Raw genomic sequence first — 21716 nt, 5'->3', positions numbered from 1 at the left:
TCTACTTACTTCCCTCTTTTTTAAAAACTACGACGATTGTCTTCAACAATATCTTGATATCCGACCAGATGGTCCAGTTATCGATATATTCAACATCGAGTTTTACCACCTCATCAAAGTTGGTAATATTGCTACGACCACTTACCTGCCATGAACCTGTAATTCCTGGCTTGAAGCTGAGGCGACGTTTTTGACTTGGTGTATATTGTTCAAATTCATCCACTGTAGGTGGACGAGTGCCTACCAAGCTCATATCACCAACTAGAACATTATAAAACTGTGGCAATTCATCTAGACTTGTTTTTCGGATAAACTGACCAATTGGCGTAATCCGTGGGTCATTATCCATTTTAAACATACCACCCTGCATCTGGTTTTGAGACATGAGTTCATTTTTCCGTTCTTCTGCATCTATATACATAGAACGGAATTTATAAAATTTAAAGATACGTCCGTTTTTCCCTACTCGTTTCTGAACAAAAATGGCCGGTCCTCCATCTTTCCGAATGATAGGGGCTAAGACAATCCCGACAAGACCACAAATTAGAAGACCAATCACAGCCCCAAAGATATCCAACGTGCGCTTCAGAAAGATATGGCTATGTTTGTAGTAATTGGAGTTAAAAGTCACAATGCTATGGTCTCCAACTTGTTTGATTTTTTTATTTTTTAAAGCCCTGAAATCAAATAAGTTAATATCTACACTCACATCAATACCCATGACTTCAAAATCGGAAACAAGATGTTTGAGATCGTAATGTTCACTCGGTAAGTTGATAAACACATGGTCGACAACTTCGTGAGTCGCAAACTCTATTGCATCATCAAAAGGGACTACTGGAACTCCCTCTGGAAACGCCACATCACCGTCTCCGATGACTACTATACCTGCCAAATATTTGATAGGAAGTTGATCTGACTCAAAGAGACCCTCCATTAATCGCAATCTTTCAGCAGTGGTAATGACCAATGTATTCTTCTGTTGCTCGGCAGTCATAAGGAAGAGATATTTGTATCTACGCACAGTGCAGTTGATAATGTAAACGATGATAAAGGTAAGAATGGTAAATAATGCCAACCAACGTCTCGTAATGATAAAACTATCTCCCAACAAAAAAGAAAATGAAATGAGGAGTATGTCGGAAATCAAAACGTACCTAGCGACCCGTTCAAACTCTATTAAGTAGCCCCTACTCTCAAATTCTGATGACATTCGAGAGAAATAAAAAGCTACAAAATGCAGGGCCATAATCAATAGAATCCCTATCTGATTCATCTTTGAGGTGGGCAATTGGGTGGTAATAGCAACAGCCACTACTACCCCAATCAATTCTAAAAGCGCCAGTCTAAACTGGCGGTATTCATTAATATTTACCATTTCATCTCCTACAGTCAATGGATATCTTTCTATACCATTGACTACTTTTTCATCTCCACTAAATTATTGAAAGGCAACATTTCGCGTTTATTTCAAATTTATATCCTAATTTTTGAGTAGCATCAAGGGATTTTTCTTAAACAAGGCCCGTGCACGGTCTCTTCCATATTCTTTTTCAATGTGTGTGAAAGCCTCCTGCATATAAGGCTTTCGTTTGGAGAGATTGTGCATATCGCTTGCCACACAGGTGACCAGATCATTATCTAAAAAGTATTGCACGCGTTTTTTAAAGGGTTTGGCAACATCTCCAATCAGGCTTGGTTTTAAGACATGATTGCTATTCACCTGAGTAAAGCACCCCTTATCGATGAGTTCAGCCACCCTTTCTCCCTTGAATGCCAAGGCGTCGTAACGCTCGATATGGGCTATTACAGGAGTTAATCCTAACAATATGATTTCATTGACTGCTTCTTGGATCTCCTTCCAAGGGGTATTCATACTAAATTCTACCAATACTTGTTTCGTACCATTCAGGGTTGGTAGTTTCTTGGCATCCAATTTGCCTATAATATCCTTTGTGTAGTAGAGTTCACCACCATAACAAAGGGTCAATTCTGGAAAACGTTCGGCCACCATTTTTTTTAGTTCTAGATAATTGGTCATGATGATTTTCTCGGGCGTTTCAAACATCCCTTTTCGTCGATGAGAGGTCGCAACAATCATGCGAACACCCTGACGACGAGCTTCTTCGATTAATCCTAGGCTTTCTTCGAGCGTCTTGGGACCATCATCCACATCAAATATGACATGGGAATGAATGTCTATCATTTCGTTGCTCCTACATTTTGAAATTGATTATGATGACTACTAGGCTTTTTTACCGTAGTTCCCATAGTTACCGTAATTACCATAGGCTCCATACTTTTCCGTAGCCACATCATATTTATTCAAGATAACACCTAAGAATGGCGTACCAGTTTGCTTTAGTTGTTCTGCGACTTTCTTAACCCCTGACCGTTTGACACGACCAGCCTCTGCGACAACGGCCATACCATCACACTTCTGTGCAATGATGGCTGCATCAATGACCAATCCCAAAGGTGGGCAGTCGACAATAACATAATCAAAATAGCGACGGAGCGTTGTGATTAGATTATCGAAATTTTTGCTTTGCAACAAGGCTGTAGGGTTCGGTGAAACCTTACCAGATTCGATGACTGTTAAGTTCGGAACATCTGTATCACATAAGCCCTGTGACAGGTCAGTTGTTCCCGCCAGATAGTCTGTCAGACCCGTAATTTTTGTCGTGGGCTTGAAGAAACCAGACATGACTGAATTACGAATATCAGCGTCCAACAAAATGGTTTTATAACCTGAGCGTGCATAGGCAATCGCTAGGCTGGCTGCAGTCGTACTCTTTCCTTCATTTGCCTCGACTGAAGTTATCCCGATGACCTTTAATTCTGAACCACTCAACTGGATATTGGTTCGGATGGCGTTAAAGTATTCCTCAGTCTTTCTAACTAATCCACGTTTATTACTTGCTAATTGTAAAGTTGCCATGTTTCTCTCCTATTTCAATTTCTCTGCCTGTGGAACCACACCTAGTAAGGTCATCCCTAAGCCTTCTTCGATATCTTGTGGTCGTTTCACACGATCATCCAGCACTTCGAGGACTAGCACCAAGGCAGTTGCAAGGAAGGCACCTACAATAAAGCCTAAGACAAGGTTACGTTTCGTTTGCGGTGTCGATGGTTTTTCTGCTGGCAGGGCTGCTTCCAAAGTAGTCACATCACTTACCTTGGTCACCTCAATAATCTTTTTAGCTGCTTCATCACGAAGCGTATTAGCGATGGTTGCTGCTTGATTCGGATCACTATCACGGACGGTGATGGATAAGATACGGGTATCGACTGGGATGTTAACAGTAATTTTTTCTTTAATATCGTCAATATCGTCAGTAATTCCTAAAGTAGTGGTCACATTTTTCAAAACATCTTGAGATAGGATGATTTCCTTATAGTCTTTTACCAAGAAACTACCTGCTTGTAGGTCTTGGTTAGTGATACCAGCTCCGTTATCACTACTTTGAGTGACTACATAGAGACGTGTGGTTGAATCATACTGAGGAGTCGCAAGAAATGCGCTGTAGGCAAATGCTAAGCCAGTTGTCAATATAGCTGTTAAGAGAATCAGGAATTTCTTTCTCCAAATCGTTCTCAATAGTGATAAGACATCAATTTCAATTGTATTTGCTTCTTGGTTATTCATCATTGCTCCAAAATTATTCCATTTCTATCGTTTTATTGACCTGCTAGGGTCGCATTGATTGCTGCTTTTGCTTGTTCCAGGCTATCTGGATTGAGCTCCATCATGTATAAGGCATATCCAGGCATGGCATAGGATGGAAGAACTCCAGTACTTCCTGTTCCACTTACAGCTTGTGAAGTTACAGTAAAGTTTCCACCAGTTTCCAACTGTTGGTTGACCAACTCCATCATGGTTTCTAACTGCATATCAGTCTGGATAGAGTCAGAAAGTGAATGCATAATTTCCTGATAATGAAGCAGGTTTTCAGGCTGGGTCAGCTTGTTAATCAAAGCTGCGATCACCTTTTCTTGGTTCTTACCCCGGTCATTATCCCCATTGGCAAGTGAGTACCGTTCTCGAACAAAGCCCAAAGCCTGATCGGAGTCTAAATGTACCTGTCCTACTGGGAAATAATAATTTCCATGCAAACTTGTAAATTCTTGTGTATTTTCTACATCAACCCCACCCACAACATCGATAAGCTTGATGAAGGAAGTAAAGTTGAGTCGGGCATAGTAATGAATGTCAATACCATAGAGTTGCTCCAAGGTTTGGACGGAAGTATCGACACCATAGATCCCTGCGTGCGTAAGCTTATCTTTTTGGTTTTGACCAGCTCCTGGAATGGTGACATAGGCATCCCGAGGTGTTGTTGTCAGCAATATCTTTTTGGTATCCCGATTGATGGTCATAATGATATTGACGTCAGACCGAGATACGGATGAGATTGATCCAAAAGTATCAATACCGCTGATGTAAATATTGATAGCATTACCCGTTTCTTGATTTGTAATTGAAGATTCATTTTTAATTTCATTGGTCATAGAGTACAAGACCTTGATTTTCGAATCAACCTCTGGATCTTCTGCACGAAGCATTTCTAAGAAGACACTGTTCAAGACCATTGCATCTCCTTGGCCAGCCAACATTGCTTGATAAGCATCCATATAAGAGGCTGTTGGAGTCGGTGTCAATGTAACGTTTTTTTCTGACTGTAAGCTATCTAAAAGCTTGGTAATATTGTCTCCGTCATTGTCAACGGGAGCAAGCAAGCTCGTTACTTGGCTCACATCGCTAATCGTGCTGTCTGCTGGTACAATGATTTCCATGTCATAGCTAGAGTAACTAGCGTTTTTATTGACTGTAGAGCCCAATTGTACCAAGCTTTGTACTCCCCAGATACCAAATCCAGAAAGGGCGATACCAATAACGAGGAGGACGGTTGTCCATTTTTTTGCCTTTTTCCTAAGAAGCAGGAAAACCCCAACCACTCCTAGGACAGCCATTGCCCCTACTAAAAAGTGATTGAGGTTACGAAAGTTAAAAATCTGGTACCGATAAATACTGTAGGCTAAAAAAACAGCGGAAACGCTGTACACTACAAAAAGGCCCCAATTTAATAGGGTCAAAACTGATTTTTTCTTATTACTCTTATTTCTCTTAGTTCTTCTCGATTCCATAGTACTCCAAATTGTATCCAAGCCCAATATATCCAAAATATTCATAAAAAACTGTTGTAATAGTTATACACTATTTTCAGCTTTTATTCAAGTAAAAAAAAGTTTTTGGTCATGAATACGTCTACATTTTTATTTTCCCGAACGGGAACAACTAGCCTCTTAAAACGTTTGCGCATTTCTGTTAAAAATGACAGGAAATCGACATATTAAAAAAACAAGCACCCACCATTTGATGCGAATGGAAAGGTACTTGTCTGTTTATCATTAATCAATAGATTTCAGTGCTTCTAGCATGTCAACCTTACTCAGCTGGTGGTTGACATACCAACCAAGGAAGGCTAGAATGCCCACAATTGCTAAGATAGGTATGAGATAGACCTCTGCTCCTACTTCTGGATTGAAGCGGATGCTATCAGAGCCTATCATATAGAGCAAGAGGCGGTGGAGATAGAAGCCACCAATTAGTCCAGCCACAATCCCGATAGTAGACAAAACTATGGTTTCACGATAAATGTAGAGGGTTACTTCTTTATTATGAAATCCAAGTACGCGAATGGTGGATAATTCTCGGATACGTTCTGACATATTGATAATGGTCAAATTGTAGAGAATCACCAGTCCGAGTAAGATGGACAGTACCACCAAAATGGTCATGACGCTCTGAAGAGAGGCTGCCATTGTCGTTAGCATGGCCATGAGAGAGGTATTCTGTACTAGACTTTTGACAGCAGTCATATCCAATAATTGGCTGGATACTTCTTGTACATGTTGGGCACTATCTTTTTTGAGTTGGACTAGGTAGGCGTTTGCTAATTTTCTGCTACCCGTCACCTCCTGATAGTATTCATCCCTCATAAAAATAAAGTGTCCAGCATACATGTCAGCAATACCATCTACTCGAACTTCAACTTCTTTGTCATTGAGGGTCAACTTAAGCTTATCACCAAGGTCAACATCATATAATTGTGCGAGTTTTTCAGTCAGAATCACGCCTCGTCCTGTTAGAGTGAGTTCTCTTCCTTTACTGGTTTCAAGCTCTATCAAATGTCCCATATCTGGTCTATCCGTGATATAGAGGCTGATGGATGCTGTTTTTTCTTGGTCATTTGAGGTGATTTTTTCTGTTATTTGTTCAAATGCCACAGGTAAGGATTGACGAACTTGGTCAGACTGTAGAAATTCAGACAGTCCATCTAGTTCTTCCTCAGAAGCTTTGCTATTTTCCACCACCAACATATCATAATGGATCAGGTCGCCAAACTGTCGGTCGACGACACCAGAGATAGAGGAACGGATGCCCAAGCCGCCAAATAGGAGTGCAACTGTCCCCGCCACGCCAAAGATGGTCATCAGCATCCGCAGTTTGTAGCGGAAGATGTTGCGAGCTGTCACCTTATGGGTGAAACTGAGGCGAGACCAGGCAAAGCGCCAGCGCTCCAGAAGGATTTTTGAGCCAGATACTGGTGGTTTGGGTAAGAGGAGACTGGCTGGCTTTTCAAAGAGTTCGCGTTGCGCGACCAGATAGGCAGGCAGTACCGCGGATAAGAGCGTCAAGCCGATGGCTAGACTGGTCCACAGTGGGTAGAAATATAGGGTGGATGCGCCGATAACCGTTGTCTCAGTTATAATAGAAGAGATGAGTGGAGATAGGACTGTGTTTCCCAAGATGATGCCAACGATTGCCCCTGCAAGCCCAGCGCTTAGTCCGTACAAGACAAACTTAGCCATGATTTGTTTATTGGTGTAGCCTAAGGCTTTAAACAATCCAGACTGGGTGCGTTCTTCATCTACAAAACGTGCCATTGTGGTAAAGGTCACTAAGGCAGCAACCAGATATAAGACGACAGGGAAGACATTTCCAACTGCTGCGATGGATTTGGTGGCATTTTGATAGGTTACATAGCCATCACTGCCCGGCAAGCTCGAGCGTGTGTAGACTTGATAACTGGATTTTTCAATCTTACTCAACTCTGTCTTAGCGTCTTCAATTTCGCTCTGAGCTGCAGTAATTTCTTTTTCAGCTTGTGCTTTTTGAATGGAGAATTCTTGACTTGCCTTGCTTAGTGCTTCGTCCGCCTGATTGAGTCTGAGTTCCTCTTGGTTGAGGGTCAGGCTGGAGGATTGCAATTGTTGGACACCCCATTCATAATCAGCAACACCTTTTTGATAGGCAGCGTAGCCATTTTCGTATTCCGTCAACCCAGCATTATACTGTGCAAGGCCTGATTGGTATTCTACATTCCACGCTTCATATTGCTTTTGTCCTGCTTGATATTCGGCTTTTTTCGATTGTAACAAGTCAAAGCCAGCTTGATAGCCTGCATGAGCTTGCTCAAATTCGGTTTCCAATTGATCCAAACGTGCCTTTTCAGCATCTAGGGCTTCTTGGCGCGCCAGCAATTCAGGATAGTCGGATAAACTCTCACCTTCCTGCACTTGGCTTTCTACTTGGGTATTGAGGTCGTTTTGATCTTGAAACCATGCATTTCTACCCGAGGAAATGGTGGCACCTAGATCATTTAATTTGGCATTTTGCTTGTTTAATTCTTGTTGGGCTGTTTCCAATTGCTGAGCGGATTGTGAGAGTTCAGCTGCGCTCGCATCCAAGAAGGATTTGGTTTGATCTAATTTTTTCTTGGATTCATCCAATTGCTGTTTGCTGGCCTCCAAGCGAGATTTTGTGTCAAGTAAAGTTGCATATGCTAATCTCAGCTCGGATTCAGACTGTATGATTTTAGCCCTTCCACGCGCAAATTTTTCCCGACCTGTTGCCAGCTGGGCATTGCCTTCTTGGATATCCTTCTCGGCATCTGCTAATTCCTGTTGGGCTTTGGTAATTTCTTGCTCTCCCTTTGAAATTCCCTCTTGTCCATCTGCTTGAATGCTCGCAAGACGCTGTTCATCATTATCAGCGACAAGCGATTCCAGTTGCTTTTTATGGTCCTCCAGCTTTTCCGTATAGGCTTGACTGGCATAGGAAAGCTTTGCCAAATCATCATAGGAAATCCGTGCAATCATATAGACATTTGATTGGAAGACAGATGGTAATACGACCCCGTAGCCTGTCAGCTGTCCTGTACCACTACTAGCCATTCCCATGGTGACATTATCCCAAATCTCAGAAGAAGCTACAAAACCTACAACTGTGAACGCTGTTTCTTTTAGCACAGTACCATTTTTATCAGGTTCTTTGATGCTAAAAGTATCTCCAATCTGATAGCTTGCTTGAAGTGAGGGAGATAAGGCTATCTGATTTTCAGCGGTTGGAAAATTTCCCTCCACTAAGGTGTACTGGGATAACTCTTCTGGTTTTGAAAACACTCGAACAGCCTGATGGTCTTCTTCCAGGACTACATCCTTGAAATACCCTGGCTCAACTGTTGCATTGTCAATCGTTTGAAGCTCTTTCACATCGTCTTGGGTGATGCCAAGTTCGGACATGACAGCTAAATCCATGGTTCGATTGGCTTCTATGTAGGCCTGAGCAGTCCGCTCCATGTTTGGTGCAGTTACCTTCAATCCTGTCAGTGCCAGCGAGCCCAACATCATCAAGCTAAAAATAGATAAAAATCGCCCTTTGGAGGACAACATGGATTGTCGAATGTCCTTCCAATAGATGGTCTTTTTCATAGTATCTCCTAATACTCTAGACTGCTAATGTCCTGTGGTCTCGGGTTTATTTCAATCGAATGAATTCGTGCATCCCGCATACGAATCACTCGATCTGCAATTGGAGCGAGTGCCGCATTGTGCGTCACAATGATGACTGTCGCGCCTTCTTTTCGAGACATATCTTGTAGGATTTGCAAGACCTGTTTTCCTGTCTGATAATCCAGGGCTCCTGTTGGCTCATCACAGAGCAGTAATTTGGGCTTCTTTGCCACGGCACGCGCAATGGCCACACGTTGCTGCTCCCCTCCTGACAATTGAGCAGGGAAATTGTTCTTCCGATCTCCTAAGCCAACCCTTTCCAAGACTTCTTCAGCATCAAGAGCATCTTTCACAATCTCCGCAGCCAATTCTACATTTTCCTTGGCAGTTAAATTGGCTACTAGATTATAAAATTGGAAAACAAAGCCCACATCATCTCTCCGATAATTGGTCAATTCATGGCTTGATAATTTGGCAATGTCTACACCATCAATGAGCACTTCCCCTTCATCTGCTTGATCCATTCCACCTAAGATATTGAGCAAGGTAGATTTTCCAGCTCCTGACGAACCTAAAATAATTACTAATTCTCCCTTTTCTATATCAAAGGTCACATCTTTATTTGCCATAATCAGCGCTTCACCCATAGGGTAAAATTTGCCTTCATTTTTCACTTGGATATAGGTCATACGACACCTCTTTCTACCTATGATTATAGCATAAAAAAGACAACCCTTCGATTTCCAAGGGTTGTGACTTTAGTAACGATTACAAGATAGAACAACCAACCCAGTCTCGTATTTCCGTGAAGGAGTAGTTTGGGTTTTACTTGGTCGTAGTGAAATTGGTCATAGGCACGCCACGCTCGCTTGGTCGCTTCGCTATTTCATAAAATTGTCATCATTATGACAAGTAGCTATCTTTTTATCAAAAAATGAAGCCACTACTTAATCCATTTCAGTGCAGAACTGTTTAAGTAGTGGCCTTTCCGTATCTGGCAAAACAAAAGCTACAAGGAAATGAGCCTGAGTGCCTTGAGCAAGCACATTTAGTGTAGCACATTGAGATTATTTTGTCATGTCAAACAGTTATTCCTTTAGTTGGTACGGTCACAAAACAAGCGTTTTTCTTGGTTTGAGCGTTTACCCCAATTCCTTCACCACTTCGATGACGGATTCATAATCAGGGTGTGTATTGACATTGTCCACGTACTCAACATACAGAATGGTATTGTCACTATCTAGGACAAATACAGCTCTTGCAAGCAAATGCCATTCTTCCATCAACACCCCATAGGCTTTTCCAAATGCATGGTCATAATAATCCGATAAGGTCACAGCATTTTCTAGGCCTGATGCCCCACACCAGCGTTTTTGAGCAAATGGTAGATCCACTGAAACAGTGATCACAGCTGTATCTTCATTGAGTGCCAATTCTTGGTTGAACCGGCGAGTTTGTGTATCACAGACACCTGTATCCAACGATGGAACGACACTAATCACCTTTATTTTCTGACCGAAGTCTGAAAGAAGTTTTACCTGTAAATCATTATCCATCAACACAAAATCAGGTGCTTTGTCCCCTACTGTCAAACGGGGGCCAATCAAAGTTACAGTTTGTCCAATAAATGTTGTCATATGCTTTCTCCATTCCTTTTGTTATCATTGTAGGCGTTTAAGGAATTTTTAGCCACTAATTTGTTTGGGAATATTATAAGCATAGAAAGAACTGAGGATTCGTAACGGAATTTAAATCCCAACAAACCCCTTATAAAACACATCCTAAATCAAACACCCCACAGACGAAAAAATCATCTGCGGGGTATTTTCATATGTATAACATCATTACCGTCAATCCATTAGAGGCTATCAATTCGGGTGTTTTTCAATCGCAGAGCATTCAAGATGACTGACACTGAGCTGAGAGCCATGGCTGCTCCTGCCAACATAGGATTGAGCAAGGGGCCACCAAATAGGTGAAGGACACCCATTGCAACAGGAATTCCTATGACGTTATAGGCAAACGCCCAGAATAGGTTTTCCTTAATATTTCGAATCGTTAATTGACTGAGTCGAACTGCTCTTGGTACATCTAATAGATCTCCATGCATCAATACGAGGTCAGCAGACTCAATCGCTACATCTGTTCCTGTTCCGATAGCAATACCAACCTCTGCTTGTGCCAGGGCAGGGGCGTCGTTAATGCCATCACCAACCATGGCGACTTGTTTTCCTGATTCTTGGATGCGTTTGACCTGTTCTGCCTTGTCTTCTGGCAAGACCTGACTGATGACTTTATCGATACCAACTTGATCTGCAATGGCTTGAGCTGTTTTGGAATTGTCCCCTGTCAGCATAACAACTTCCAATCCCATTTGGTGCAAAGCCTGGATAGCGGCCTGACTAGAGGGTTTTACTTGGTCCGCAATGGCAATCACGGCAACTAGTTCCCCATCTGCCGCCAAATAAACAGGCGTTTTGGCTTCGGAGGCGAATTTTTCCGCGATAGCTACTGCCTGGTCAATCTCAATAGCAGATTCTGTCATTAATTTGGCATTTCCAAGTAAAATGTGTTGCTCTGCTATTGTCACAGATAAGCCTCGGCCTGAAAGTGCTTGGAAATCTTTGCTGGCAAGCAAGGGAATTGATTCCTCTTCTGCTGAACGTAAGAGGGCTTGAGCCAATGGATGCTCGGAGTATTGCTCACTGCTTGCTGCTAGCTGAAGGGCTTGTTCATTTGTGAAATTTCCGAAAACCTCAATGTCTGTTACGACAGGTTTCCCTTCAGTAATGGTTCCAGTCTTATCAAAGACGATGGTATCAATTTTTTCAAGGACTTCAATCGCTTGTCCGGACTTAAAGAGAACGCCGTTCTCAGCCCCCTTACCTGTTCCAACCATGATAGCAGTTGGTGTCGCAAGTCCCAGTGCACATGGACAGGCTATAACAAGGACAGAAATTGTAATCGAAAGGGAGAACATCCAGGACTCTTGTCCCAAGAAGTACCAAGCAATGCCAGAAAGGACGGCTAATCCCATAACAATTGGAACAAAGACTGCTGAGACGCGGTCAGCCAACTGCGCAATCGGAGCTTTTGAACCCTGTGCTTCTTCCACCAAGCGAATAATTTGGGACAATGTGGTATCTGCTCCAACTTTTGTCGCTTCCATTTGGAAAGCACCATGTTGATTGAGAGTCGCACCAACGACTGTATCTCCGATGGTTTTTTTAACAGGCAAACTTTCCCCTGTCAGCATGGATTCATCAACAGTCGATTGGCCTTCTAGTATTTTCCCATCAACTGGAATCTGTTCACCAGGGCGGACTTGAAGGACATCTCCTACTTTGACTTGGTCTAAGGGCAGGGTCACTTCTTGACCTTCACGGAGAACGCGTGCAGTTTTAGGGGCGAGGTTCATCAGTTTACTGATGGCTTCTGAAGTACGCCCTTTTGATAATGCCTCCATGTATTTTCCAAGAGTGATAAGGGTTAAAATAACAGCTGCCGTTTCAAAATAGAGCTCAGGATGTCCATGTTGGGTATCCACTTGATTGGTAGCAATCAAAATCGTCATAATGATCCCTTGAACCAGGGCTGCACTTGTCCCGACGGCTATCAAACTATCCATATTGGGATGTCCTGCTAGGAGTGTTCTAAAGCCTCTTTGATAAAATGCACGACCAACATATACGACTGGTAATACAAGAATGAGCTGAACTAGGGCAAAAACTAGTGGCTGGTGTAAGATAGCTGGCAAGGGTAATCCACCACCTGGTAACATTGGACCCATAGCGATGTACAGCAATGGAAGCGTAAAGACACTAGACCAGATAAATCTGCGCCACAAATCATTTTTATGTTGTTCTTTTCCGCTCGGTTGAGCTTCTGACTCTTGTGTTTTTGGCAGCACCGCTTTATAACCTGCTTTTTCAACAGCTGTCTCAATTTCTGATAAGCTCAGATGGGCTGGATCATACTGAATGGTTGCTTTTTCCGTTGCTAGATTCACACTGGCGTTTTGTATTCCATCTAGCTTATTCAAGGCTTTTTCCACTGTAAGGGCACAGGTTGCGCAAGTCATTCCTTCAATAGCAAGCGTTTGGCTCTGGTAAGGATTTTCCAATGCATATCCAGCTTTTTCTACAGCCATCTGCAAGTCTTTCATTCCAACTTCCTGCTCATCATATTCAACAGTTACTTTTTCAGTCGCAAGATTGACTGTAGCCTTGGAAACTCCTGCTACTTTTCCAATAGCCTTTTCAACAGTTAATGCACAGGTTGCGCAAGTCATCCCATTGACATTATAGATGGATTTTTTCATAATACTGCTCTCCTTTTGACTACGTTTGTAATCATATTATACACTTTTTGATTACATTTGTAAACGATTTTGATTAAAAAAATAGAGATCATCCCTATTTCTTTCGTGCTAACATGGTCGCAAACCGCATCTTAAGGAAATTGCCATTTTCATCCCGCTTATGGAGTTGACCAAAATCTTCATTGTACTTGACCAGTTCCCAGTCACGGTAGTATTCTTTCAACTCACCTGCTCCAAAAGTAAAGGAGAAATTCATAGGACATGGCGCATCTTCTGTATCCATGGCCGCCACAATTAAGTTATAACCTCCAGTGCGTGTTCTCTCCTGTATATTGTGGATAATGTCCGATACCCGATTTCGCTCTAAGAACATAAAGACGACTGTTGAGATAATCCAGTCATAGTCCTGCTCTAGACTGGCTGAATTGATGTCATATATTCCAGCTTGAAGCTCCAGATCTTCCACTTCCTTGACCTGCAAGAGTGTCCGAATACTCGGTACATCTTTATCTACAGCTGTTACCTCAAACCCCTGCTGAGCCAAGTAGAGACTATTTCGACCATGCCCACAGCCTAAATCTAAGACCTTACAAGGCTCAATTATCTTCAAAGCATCTAAGACCTCCGAATGGGTTCGCGTATAGTCATACTTTTTAGCAAAATAGTCTTCTGGCTGACAGAAAAATTCCAAGAAAAACTCCGTTTCCTCTGTCAATAGGGTCACACGATGCCAGGCCTGCGGTTCCACAAAGGGAATGTCATCGGTTGGACTGTAGATCCATGTATCCAAAATCTGACCCTCATCCGATAGAGCTTCAAACTTGAGTTGACCTTTTAAGACCTTGATCTTCGCCCAGGTACCCATCTTGGTATTATGCTTGGTTAAAAAATATTGAGGAACAGTTTCCTGATTCCAAATTGGCATTCGTTTATAGGGAACTAACTGTTTCATCCTATCTCCTTTTCTCTAGTGGATGGTTTTTTAAGTAAGATTCAATGACTGGACAATTGATTATACAAACCAATTATTATGTTAATGATAGTGTATCATAAAGTCAAGTGATAATAAATGCAATTTTCCCCTTGACTTGGAGTTAACTCCAAGGTGTATACTAGAATGGTTCAATAGAAAACCCATTGGGTCGGCTATTAATTGACAAGGAAGGAGTTCTACTATTAAGACAAGTAGAACAAGGTATTCAATATGAAGACTGCTATTTATGAAAAAGCTGGTAAAATGACAGTTACAGATGTCGAGAAACCAAGCATTCAAGCGAAAGATGATGTCATTATCAAGGTTGTTCGCGCCTGTGTCTGTGGTTCAGACCTCTGGAACTATGGGGAACATATTCATCACGATCATGGTGATACCAATACTGGGCATGAAGCCATTGGTATTGTAGAAGAGGTTGGCGAAGATATCACTACCTTTGTACCTGGTGATTTTGTTATTGTTCCATTTACACATGGGTGTGGGCATTGCGATGCCTGTCGTGCTGGCTTTGACGGAACTTGTGACAACCACCCTGGCTATACGAACTGGGGCAACAATTACCAATCACAATATATCCGTTTCCACTATGGCAACTGGGCTCTTGTAAAAATCCCAGGCCAACCGAGTGATTATTCTGAAGGTATGATCAAATCTCTTCTTAGTTTGGCTGACGTGATGCCAACTGGCTACCATGCTGCGCGTGTTGCAGATGTCAAACCTGGTGACAAGGTTGTTGTCATCGGTGATGGTGCAGTTGGTCAATGTGCTGTTATTGCTGCAAAAATGCGCGGGGCTTCTCAGATTATCATGATGAGCCGCCATGCTGACCGCCAGCAAATGGCTCTTGAATCAGGTGCTACTGCCATTGTAGCAGAACGTGGTGAAGAAGGTATTGCTAAAGTTCGTGAATTTCTTGGCGGTGGCGCTGATGCTGCTCTTGAATGTGTCGGTACAGAAGCCTCCATCGAACAAGCCCTCGGTGTCCTACATAACGGTGGCCGTGTTGGTTTCGTTGGCGTTCCTCATTACAATAACCACGCGCTCGGCTCAACCTTTGCTCAAAATATCATCATCGGCGGTGGTTCTGCTTCCGTCACAACCTATGACAAAGAAATCCTGCTCGATGCTGTTCTCAAAGGCGACATTAACCCAGGCCGTGTCTTTACTCAGACTTACAGCCTAGACAATATCGACCAAGCCTACAAAGATATGGCAAACCGCAAAACCATTAAAGCAATGGTAACAGTGGAGTAAGAAAAATAATAAGCCCCAGATAGTCTCGAAACTGTCTGGGGTATTTGTATTCCGACAACAAAAAAAACCAGGATTTCTCCCAGTTCTTATCGATTATTAATCGCCTTCATGGTCCGTTTAATATCACGGTCTTGCTCACGGCGTTTGATGGACTCCCGCTTGTCGTAGTCATGCTTCCCTTTAGCAAGCCCAATCAAGACCTTGGCAAAGCCGTCCTTGATATAGACCTTGAGAGGAACAAGGGTCATCCCAGTTCCCTTGACTTCATTCTCCAAATCTGCAATCTGCTTCTTTCGCAGGAGAAGCTTGCGAGTTCGTGTTGGCTCTTGGTTCCAGATATTGCCCTCATCATAGGGAGCGATATGAACATTAACCAACCAAGCCTCACTATTCCTTATTTGGGCAAAACCATCTTTAAGGTTGATCCGCCCCGCACGAATGGACTTAATCTCTGTCCCCGTAAGGACAATCCCCGCCTCCACTGTATCCACAATGGTATAGTCGTGACGGGCTTTTTTATTCTGCGCAATCACATTGCCCTCACCCTTAGCCATACCTATCTCCTTTTCTTCTTAACCTTTTTTCGCCACTTCTTTATAAAATGGTTTCTTTTTCTTGTCAGTTGCTCCAGACTTTGATTTGCTGACTTTTCCAGACTTGTGACGTTCGCTGTCGCGACCAACAGCTTCCTTTTTACGGTTTTTGCCCCGTCCTCGCCCTGACCGATCATCACGATCGCGGTTTGAATGACTCATTGTTTTCCGTTTCGCCTTTAGATTCTTCTCGACAAGATCCAGCTCAGACGGCACGTGGGCAAAATCGATTTCCCCTGTCATCTTATCCGCCCGCGTTAGCTTAATTCGGATTGGCTGACCGACACGGAAGACACGACCAGATTTCTCACCCTGCAAGGTTAGAGTCCGCTCGTGGAACTGGTAGTACTCGTTGAGGTTGGTAACATGGATCAGTCCTTCAACTGTATTTGGCAACTCAACAAAGAGACCAAACTTGACCACGCTAGACACGATACCATCAAACTCTTGCCCGACAAATTCTTGCATGAACTCTGCCTTCTTCATGGCTTCGACTTCCCGCTCTGCATCGATGGCACGGCGTTCTAAACTGGACGAAGACTTGGCCAGCTCAGGAATAACCTGCTCAAAATGCTCTGCTTTTTCCGCAGGATTGTGACCATATTCCCGCACCATACGGTGAACCAGCAGGTCGGGATAGCGGCGGATAGGACTGGTGAAGTGGGTGTAAAACTCCGCACCCAGTCCGTAGTGGCCGTGGTTGTGCTCTGAGTAGCGCGCCTGCTGCATGGAACGCAGCAACATCATGTTGAGGACATCCGCATAGGGTTCATCCTTGACCCGCTCCATAAGATCTTGAAGGGCATCCTGGCTGATAGAGCTAGCCGTACCGTAAACCTTCAAGCCAAAGCTTGTCGCATAGTCGATGAACTTCTGTAACTTGTCTGACTTAGGCTCCTCGTGGATCCGATAGATGAAAGGAAGGTCAAGCTTGGCAAAATGCTCAGCAACGCACTCATTGGCCGCCAACATGAAGGACTCAATCATCCGCTCAGCAATACCCCGTTTACGCAGTTGAATATCTACTGGCAGACCATCCTTGTTGACGATGATTTTGGCTTCAGATGTATCAAAGTTGAGAGCCCCACGCTTGTAGCGCATGGCTTCCAGCGTCTCATGGAGTTTGACCATGAGCTCAACACTTGGCACGATTGCCTTGTATGTAGCAAGCTTTTCCTGATTTCCCGCAATCATGTCATTGACATCAGAATAGGTCATGCGGAAGGTGGTTTTAATAACTGTCTGGCCAATCCAGTGCTTAACCACCTTGCCCTTACGGTCAATTTCCATAATAGCCGACTGGGTCAGGCGATCCACATTTGGATTAAGGGAACAAATACCATTTGACAAACGTTCTGGCAACATTGGCACCACACGGTCGGTCACATAGACAGAAGTCCCACGCTTGATGGCCTCTTGATCCAAGGCTGAGCCTTCCGTCACATAATAGCTGACATCAGCGATATGGACACCCAGTTCCAGATTGCCGTTCTTGAGTTGCTTGATATGGATAGCATCGTCCAAGTCCTTGGCATCCGCACCGTCAATGGTGAAGATGATTTCATCCCGCAGATCCAAACGGCCTTCAAAATCCTTTTCAGACGGACTTTCTGGCACTCGATCAGCCTCCGCCAAGACTTCATCAGGGAATTCCGACACGATATCCATGGACTCCAAAACTTCCAAAACATCGATCCCTACATCATCCTTATGCCCCACCACATCCCGAATGGTCGCAACAAAATAGTCCCGTTTCTTATTTGGATAGGCTTCAATGTCGACTTTGAGGATTTCCGTTCCGGTCAATACCAAAGGTGACTTCTTGATGTAAATCTTCTGAGCGATTTTCTGGTTTTTAGACTTGATGTAGCCTGAATACTCGGGCCTGTCTTCATCAAAAACAATCAATCCCACCGCAGTTTTCAGGCTATGTTCTAAAATATCAATGACTTCCGCTTCTGCGGCAGTTCCCTTGAGACGATCTGCAACCTTTTTAATTGCAATCTCAACTCTGTCACCCTCGATAGCAAAGTTAACATTGTCACGACTGACAAAAAGATCATCTTCCTCCTCATCAATGGTCACAAATCCAAAACCAGACTTGTGGGCATGGAAAATGCCCTGCAAGGTTACTCTATTTCTAGTAACCTTGGGCGCTGGAAGAGCAATTCTTCCATCTCGGTCGAAAACCAGTTTCCGCTGACCTTCCATAGAAGAAACTAGCTTGACCAAATCGGAAAAGCTCTTAGCAGAACCAGCTTCAAACTGATCCGCTAATTGCTCCATGGTAACAGGCCCAACTTCTTTAATATAGTTAATAATTTCGTTTTTCATTTATACTTACCAAAGTGCTGGATAAAAACCTAACACTATTTCTCTTAGTTTGCGTCATCATTAAGACGCAGTGGTTGATTGCTCCAACAATCCGGTGGAGTGAAACAGTTCAGTGAACTGTTTCAGCTGGTCACCTAAAAATAAGAAAGTGACCATAGAAGCCCGAACCAATCAATGCTTAAGTGAGGGGAACTCCTTTACATTTGTCGAGTTCTGGCCCACTCCCAAAAAAATAGACCAAGAACAAGTCCCAGTCTGTCTATCTACTTACTAGAAATAATTACTAGGGCGACAGCATCTAACAACCACAAAAAGATAAGGAGGGCTGTAATACGCTGCATAGCGGCTTCAAAACCACGCGCCTTTGCACGCTCAAAGAGGGCTCCACTTGAAGCATCAAAAACGTTACTTGATTGGTTTTTTGCCGGTTGGATAAGAATCACGGCTATAAGAATAACAGATAAAATCAAAAGAATGGTTAATAATGCTTGATACATATTTTTTTCTCTTTCTACAATAACTCCATTCATTATAGCATAAAATTTATTTGGTTTCAAGATGGAGTGTAACTTTTCTCTCTTTTGGGCAGTATTTTAGGACCTCAATCTTATCAGGATGGGTCTTGGCATTTTTACTGGTCAGATAGTTTTTACTACCACACTCTGAACATTGTAAATTGATTTTAACTCTCACTAAATATCCCTTACTTTCAAGTAATTTCTAAAATTGATTAAGGACCAGATTAGATTAAAGAGGACCAGTCCACTCGATAGGTAAAATACCCAATCATAGCCCATATGGGCAGCAACTGCTGAACCCATCATCGGGCCAACTACAGATCCCAAATTATTAAAAAGTTGATTATAAGCAAAAATTCTTGATATACCTTCTTTTGGGGTCAACTTGGTCAGTAATGAATTGACAGATGGCAAGAGCGCCCCAGTTCCAAAACCATACAAAAATCGTAGCAAACCTAATTGAAATGGATTTTCCGCAAAAACACAGAAAACATTAATCAATAGACTATAGGTAAGAGCCATTAACAAGAGACGATGATTGCCGATTCGGTCACCCAACTTACCAAGGTAACCCGATGTCGCCAAAGATGCCATTCCAGGAAGAGAAATGATAAAACCAGCCACAAAGAGTAAATTATCGGTTTGTCCCAAATGACGAACGTAAAGGGTCAAAATAGGAACGACTGCTTGTGCCGCAGCAATGATAACCATAGAGGTCACGAAGAGTCCCGCTAATATTTTTCGGTCTTTTACCTGAGCAAAAACTTCTTTGACAGGTAAGACATCGCTCTTCTTAATTGGTACAAAATCCTCTCGGATATAGAACACAGTCAATATTACTACTATAGCATAAAGAAGACCAACCAACAAGAATACAGTATGGACTCCAAACATTTCAGCTAAGACACCACCTAGAGTCGGACCAATCAAATTTCCGGCTACAGCACCAGTTGATAACGTTCCTAGAGCATAACCTGTCTTATCTTTTGGAACTTGACTAGCAATCAGAGCCGTTGCATTGGGAATATACCCAGTGAAAACACCATTTAAAACACGCAAAACGATTAGCCAGAAAACATTGGGAACAAAAGCCATCCCACCCATGGTAAAGATCATAGCAAAAGCCGCCCGAACCATCATAGGCTTGCGCCCATAGCGGTCAGCCAAACTCCCCCAAATCGGTGCCATCAATGCCGCTGCAAGAGCATTCGTTGACACAGCAAGTCCCGCATAATATTCCACCAAACCAGGCCCTACACCCAATTCTTCCACGAACACTGATATAAACGGCATGACCAAGGTAAAACTCGTTCCCGTCAGGAAATTCCCCAACCAAGCCACCTTCAAATTCTGTTTCCAATAACTACTACTGTCGTCCATCCTGCAAATCCTCCAAAAGTAGTGCGACCCTTGCAAACGTCTCCTCGACCGCACCACTATTATCAATTAATACCTGAGCCTTCGCTCGTTTTTCTTCTAAAGAAAGCTGCGCATTCAGTCGATTTTCAGCATCTTGAACAGAAAAACCATTGCGCTTGATTAGCCGTTCCAACTGCTGCGCCTTATCGACATAAACAAGCCAGACTTCATCCACTTCCCCGCTATAATCCGCCTCGTACAGCAAAGGGATATCCATGAAAACTACTGGCTCGGTCTGCTTGAGAGCATCCCTTCTGGCGAGCAATTCCTCCCTAATAATCTTGTCCTGCAAAAGCGACAAATGTGCTCTTAAGCCAGCATTCTCAAAAACTGCTTGACCTAATTTTTTCCGATCCAAATCCCCTTCTGCCGTTAGAATTGAGTTACCAAACTCTGCGACAAGAACCTGATAGAGTTTACCACCCTTTGCTTGCAATTCATGCACCACTTGATCCGCATCAATGACCGGATACCCCTGTCGGCGTAGGAAATCCGTTATGGTTGATTTTCCTGACGCAATTCCACCTGTTAATCCAATTACCTTAGTCATTGTTCACCTGACACGTGGGACAGAAATGTGTCCCACGACCGCCTAACTGGATTTTCACAATCTCTGTCTGGCAGCGAGGACAAGCCTGTCCTGTCTTTCCATAAACTTGTAAATATTCTTGCATGGTTCCATCCATCCCCAAGGCATTCTTGTATGTCCGAATCGTAGAACCACCTTTTTCAATCCCTAATTGCAACACTGCAATTACAGCTTGACGCAGGTCTTCTGCCTGTTTCTCCGTAAGTCGACAACTAGCTTGAGCTGGATGAATCTTAGCTCTAAACAAAACCTCGTCTACATAGATATTGCCCAAACCAGCCACTAAAGACTGATCCAAGAGATGGGCTTTAATAGGTTTTTTGGAACGTGCCAGTTTGGTCTTGAATACCTCCAAGTCAAAATCTTCCTCTGTCGGTTCAGGACCAAGATTTCGATTGAGAAAATAGGCCTCAACATCCGCTCTCCCAAGCAATTCCATGGTCCCAAACTTGCGGACATCTTGATAAACCAGCGTCGACCCATCTGAAAATGTAAAAAAGGCATGAAAATGCTTATTTTTCGGAATATTTTCTGAAAAATAGTTGTATTTTCCTTCCATACGCAAATGAGAAATCAAGACAAAGTCCGTCAGATAGATTAACAGATACTTTCCACGACGATCCACATGCTCTATTTCTTGACCAATTAAATCCTGACAGAATACGTCTACACCAGTCTTAACCATCGGAGCATAGGTCACCTTCACCTTGGTGATGACCTTCCCCTTAACCAACCGATTCAAACCACGACGAACCGTCTCCACCTCAGGTAACTCGGGCAATATACGATACCAAGAGCGTAAAAAGCGACTGAAAATTAGGAGAGCGACGCTGTGTGACTTGCACACAAGGAGCTCTATCTATTTTCCGAGCTTTTAGCTCGGGTTCAAGTACGC

At 43.1% G+C, this 21716-nt stretch carries 18 protein-coding genes; 1 reads left to right on the top strand and 17 read right to left on the bottom strand.

All coding sequences use genetic code 11. The features are described from left to right. Position 1 precedes the first annotated feature (1 nt). The 10 genes from ACPC57_RS07855 to tehB all read right to left on the bottom strand — a co-directional run bounded on the left by ACPC57_RS07855 (position 2) and on the right by tehB (position 14072). Entirely contained in the window at positions 2-1378 is a 1377-nt protein-coding gene (locus ACPC57_RS07855) for a sugar transferase (RefSeq protein WP_434066663.1), read from the bottom strand. Positions 1379-1483: 105 nt separating this feature from the next. Further along, complete coding sequence (locus ACPC57_RS07850; protein WP_434066662.1) at positions 1484-2206, bottom strand: CpsB/CapC family capsule biosynthesis tyrosine phosphatase; 723 nt, start codon at positions 2204-2206, stop codon at positions 1484-1486. Positions 2207-2245: 39 nt separating this feature from the next. Then, positions 2246-2941, bottom strand: coding sequence for a tyrosine-protein kinase (locus ACPC57_RS07845; protein WP_434066661.1), 696 nt, complete (start codon positions 2939-2941; stop codon positions 2246-2248). A 9-nt stretch (positions 2942-2950) separates the two neighbouring features. After that, positions 2951-3649 (bottom strand): YveK family protein, encoded by a 699-nt coding sequence (locus ACPC57_RS07840; protein ID WP_434066660.1) that lies wholly within the window; start codon positions 3647-3649, stop codon positions 2951-2953. A 32-nt stretch (positions 3650-3681) separates the two neighbouring features. Further along, a complete protein-coding gene (locus ACPC57_RS07835) occupies positions 3682-5148 on the bottom strand; it encodes an LCP family protein (protein ID WP_434066659.1) in 1467 nt (488 codons plus the stop codon). A 264-nt stretch (positions 5149-5412) separates the two neighbouring features. Beyond that, positions 5413-8778: an FtsX-like permease family protein gene (locus ACPC57_RS07830; protein ID WP_434066658.1), complete on the bottom strand. Its 3366-nt coding sequence runs from the start codon at positions 8776-8778 to the stop codon at positions 5413-5415. Between the two features lie 8 nt (positions 8779-8786). After that, positions 8787-9488, bottom strand: coding sequence for an ABC transporter ATP-binding protein (locus tag ACPC57_RS07825; protein WP_216806547.1), 702 nt, complete (start codon positions 9486-9488; stop codon positions 8787-8789). Between the two features lie 453 nt (positions 9489-9941). After that, positions 9942-10436, bottom strand: coding sequence for a thiol peroxidase (gene tpx, locus ACPC57_RS07820; RefSeq protein ID WP_434066657.1), 495 nt, complete (start codon positions 10434-10436; stop codon positions 9942-9944). Positions 10437-10657: 221 nt separating this feature from the next. Then, positions 10658-13120 (bottom strand): heavy metal translocating P-type ATPase, encoded by a 2463-nt coding sequence (locus tag ACPC57_RS07815; RefSeq protein ID WP_434066656.1) that lies wholly within the window; start codon positions 13118-13120, stop codon positions 10658-10660. A gap of 94 nt (positions 13121-13214) precedes the next feature. Then, positions 13215-14072 (bottom strand): SAM-dependent methyltransferase TehB, encoded by an 858-nt coding sequence (gene tehB, locus ACPC57_RS07810; protein WP_434066655.1) that lies wholly within the window; start codon positions 14070-14072, stop codon positions 13215-13217. 252 nt (positions 14073-14324) lie between these two features. Between tehB and ACPC57_RS07805 the strand changes: the two genes are divergently transcribed. Further along, the gene (locus ACPC57_RS07805) at positions 14325-15368 is read left to right on the top strand and encodes a zinc-binding dehydrogenase (protein WP_312248416.1); all 1044 of its coding nucleotides are present in this window, start codon (positions 14325-14327) and stop codon (positions 15366-15368) included. 86 nt (positions 15369-15454) lie between these two features. Here the strand turns inward: ACPC57_RS07805 and smpB are convergent, their stop codons facing one another. The 7 genes from smpB to mutM form a co-directional block, all read right to left on the bottom strand. Next, positions 15455-15922, bottom strand: a complete 468-nt coding sequence (smpB, locus tag ACPC57_RS07800; protein WP_274505213.1) for an SsrA-binding protein SmpB — start codon at positions 15920-15922, stop codon at positions 15455-15457. A gap of 18 nt (positions 15923-15940) precedes the next feature. Then, positions 15941-18295 (bottom strand): ribonuclease R, encoded by a 2355-nt coding sequence (gene rnr / locus ACPC57_RS07795; protein ID WP_434066654.1) that lies wholly within the window; start codon positions 18293-18295, stop codon positions 15941-15943. A 263-nt stretch (positions 18296-18558) separates the two neighbouring features. After that, positions 18559-18792 carry a preprotein translocase subunit SecG gene (gene secG / locus ACPC57_RS07790; protein WP_217374053.1) on the bottom strand — a complete coding sequence of 78 codons (234 nt, stop codon included), beginning with the start codon at positions 18790-18792 and terminating at the stop codon, positions 18559-18561. A 46-nt stretch (positions 18793-18838) separates the two neighbouring features. After that, a complete protein-coding gene (rpmG, locus tag ACPC57_RS07785) occupies positions 18839-18988 on the bottom strand; it encodes a 50S ribosomal protein L33 (RefSeq protein ID WP_012775228.1) in 150 nt (49 codons plus the stop codon). Then, positions 18988-20193 (bottom strand): multidrug efflux MFS transporter, encoded by a 1206-nt coding sequence (locus ACPC57_RS07780; RefSeq protein ID WP_318150453.1) that lies wholly within the window; start codon positions 20191-20193, stop codon positions 18988-18990. The genes rpmG and ACPC57_RS07780 overlap by 1 nt, the downstream gene beginning before the upstream one ends. Beyond that, entirely contained in the window at positions 20180-20782 is a 603-nt protein-coding gene (coaE, locus tag ACPC57_RS07775; protein ID WP_434066653.1) for a dephospho-CoA kinase, read from the bottom strand. The genes ACPC57_RS07780 and coaE overlap by 14 nt, the downstream gene beginning before the upstream one ends. Then, positions 20775-21602: a DNA-formamidopyrimidine glycosylase gene (mutM, locus tag ACPC57_RS07770; RefSeq protein ID WP_434066652.1), complete on the bottom strand. Its 828-nt coding sequence runs from the start codon at positions 21600-21602 to the stop codon at positions 20775-20777. The genes coaE and mutM overlap by 8 nt, the downstream gene beginning before the upstream one ends. Positions 21603-21716: the final 114 nt, after the last annotated feature.

The organism is Streptococcus sp. VTCC 12886 (assembly GCF_049893425.1).
Classification (GTDB): Bacteria; Bacillota; Bacilli; order Lactobacillales; family Streptococcaceae; genus Streptococcus; species Streptococcus suis_AA.
The sequence above is the reverse complement of the archived record's forward strand: the minus strand, read 5'-3'. Positions and strand labels throughout refer to the sequence as shown.

Excerpts from the sequence above, each read along its gene's own strand:
- tpx (WP_434066657.1), bottom strand. The coding sequence starts at position 10,436 with ATGACAACATTTATTGGACAAACTGTAACTTTGATTGGCCCCCGTTTG.
- ACPC57_RS07830 (WP_434066658.1), bottom strand. The coding sequence starts at position 8,778 with ATGAAAAAGACCATCTATTGGAAGGACATTCGACAATCCATGTTGTCC.
- tehB (WP_434066655.1), bottom strand. The coding sequence starts at position 14,072 with ATGAAACAGTTAGTTCCCTATAAACGAATGCCAATTTGGAATCAGGAA.
- ACPC57_RS07780 (WP_318150453.1), bottom strand. The coding sequence starts at position 20,193 with ATGGACGACAGTAGTAGTTATTGGAAACAGAATTTGAAGGTGGCTTGG.
- coaE (WP_434066653.1), bottom strand. The coding sequence starts at position 20,782 with ATGACTAAGGTAATTGGATTAACAGGTGGAATTGCGTCAGGAAAATCA.
- rnr (WP_434066654.1), bottom strand. The coding sequence starts at position 18,295 with ATGAAAAACGAAATTATTAACTATATTAAAGAAGTTGGGCCTGTTACC.
- ACPC57_RS07835 (WP_434066659.1), bottom strand. The coding sequence starts at position 5,148 with ATGGAATCGAGAAGAACTAAGAGAAATAAGAGTAATAAGAAAAAATCA.
- ACPC57_RS07855 (WP_434066663.1), bottom strand. The coding sequence starts at position 1,378 with ATGGTAAATATTAATGAATACCGCCAGTTTAGACTGGCGCTTTTAGAA.
- ACPC57_RS07815 (WP_434066656.1), bottom strand. The coding sequence starts at position 13,120 with ATGAAAAAATCCATCTATAATGTCAATGGGATGACTTGCGCAACCTGT.
- ACPC57_RS07840 (WP_434066660.1), bottom strand. The coding sequence starts at position 3,649 with ATGAATAACCAAGAAGCAAATACAATTGAAATTGATGTCTTATCACTA.
- ACPC57_RS07845 (WP_434066661.1), bottom strand. The coding sequence starts at position 2,941 with ATGGCAACTTTACAATTAGCAAGTAATAAACGTGGATTAGTTAGAAAG.
- ACPC57_RS07825 (WP_216806547.1), bottom strand. The coding sequence starts at position 9,488 with ATGACCTATATCCAAGTGAAAAATGAAGGCAAATTTTACCCTATGGGT.
- smpB (WP_274505213.1), bottom strand. The coding sequence starts at position 15,922 with ATGGCTAAGGGTGAGGGCAATGTGATTGCGCAGAATAAAAAAGCCCGT.
- ACPC57_RS07805 (WP_312248416.1), top strand. The coding sequence starts at position 14,325 with ATGAAGACTGCTATTTATGAAAAAGCTGGTAAAATGACAGTTACAGAT.
- secG (WP_217374053.1), bottom strand. The coding sequence starts at position 18,792 with ATGTATCAAGCATTATTAACCATTCTTTTGATTTTATCTGTTATTCTT.
- ACPC57_RS07850 (WP_434066662.1), bottom strand. The coding sequence starts at position 2,206 with ATGATAGACATTCATTCCCATGTCATATTTGATGTGGATGATGGTCCC.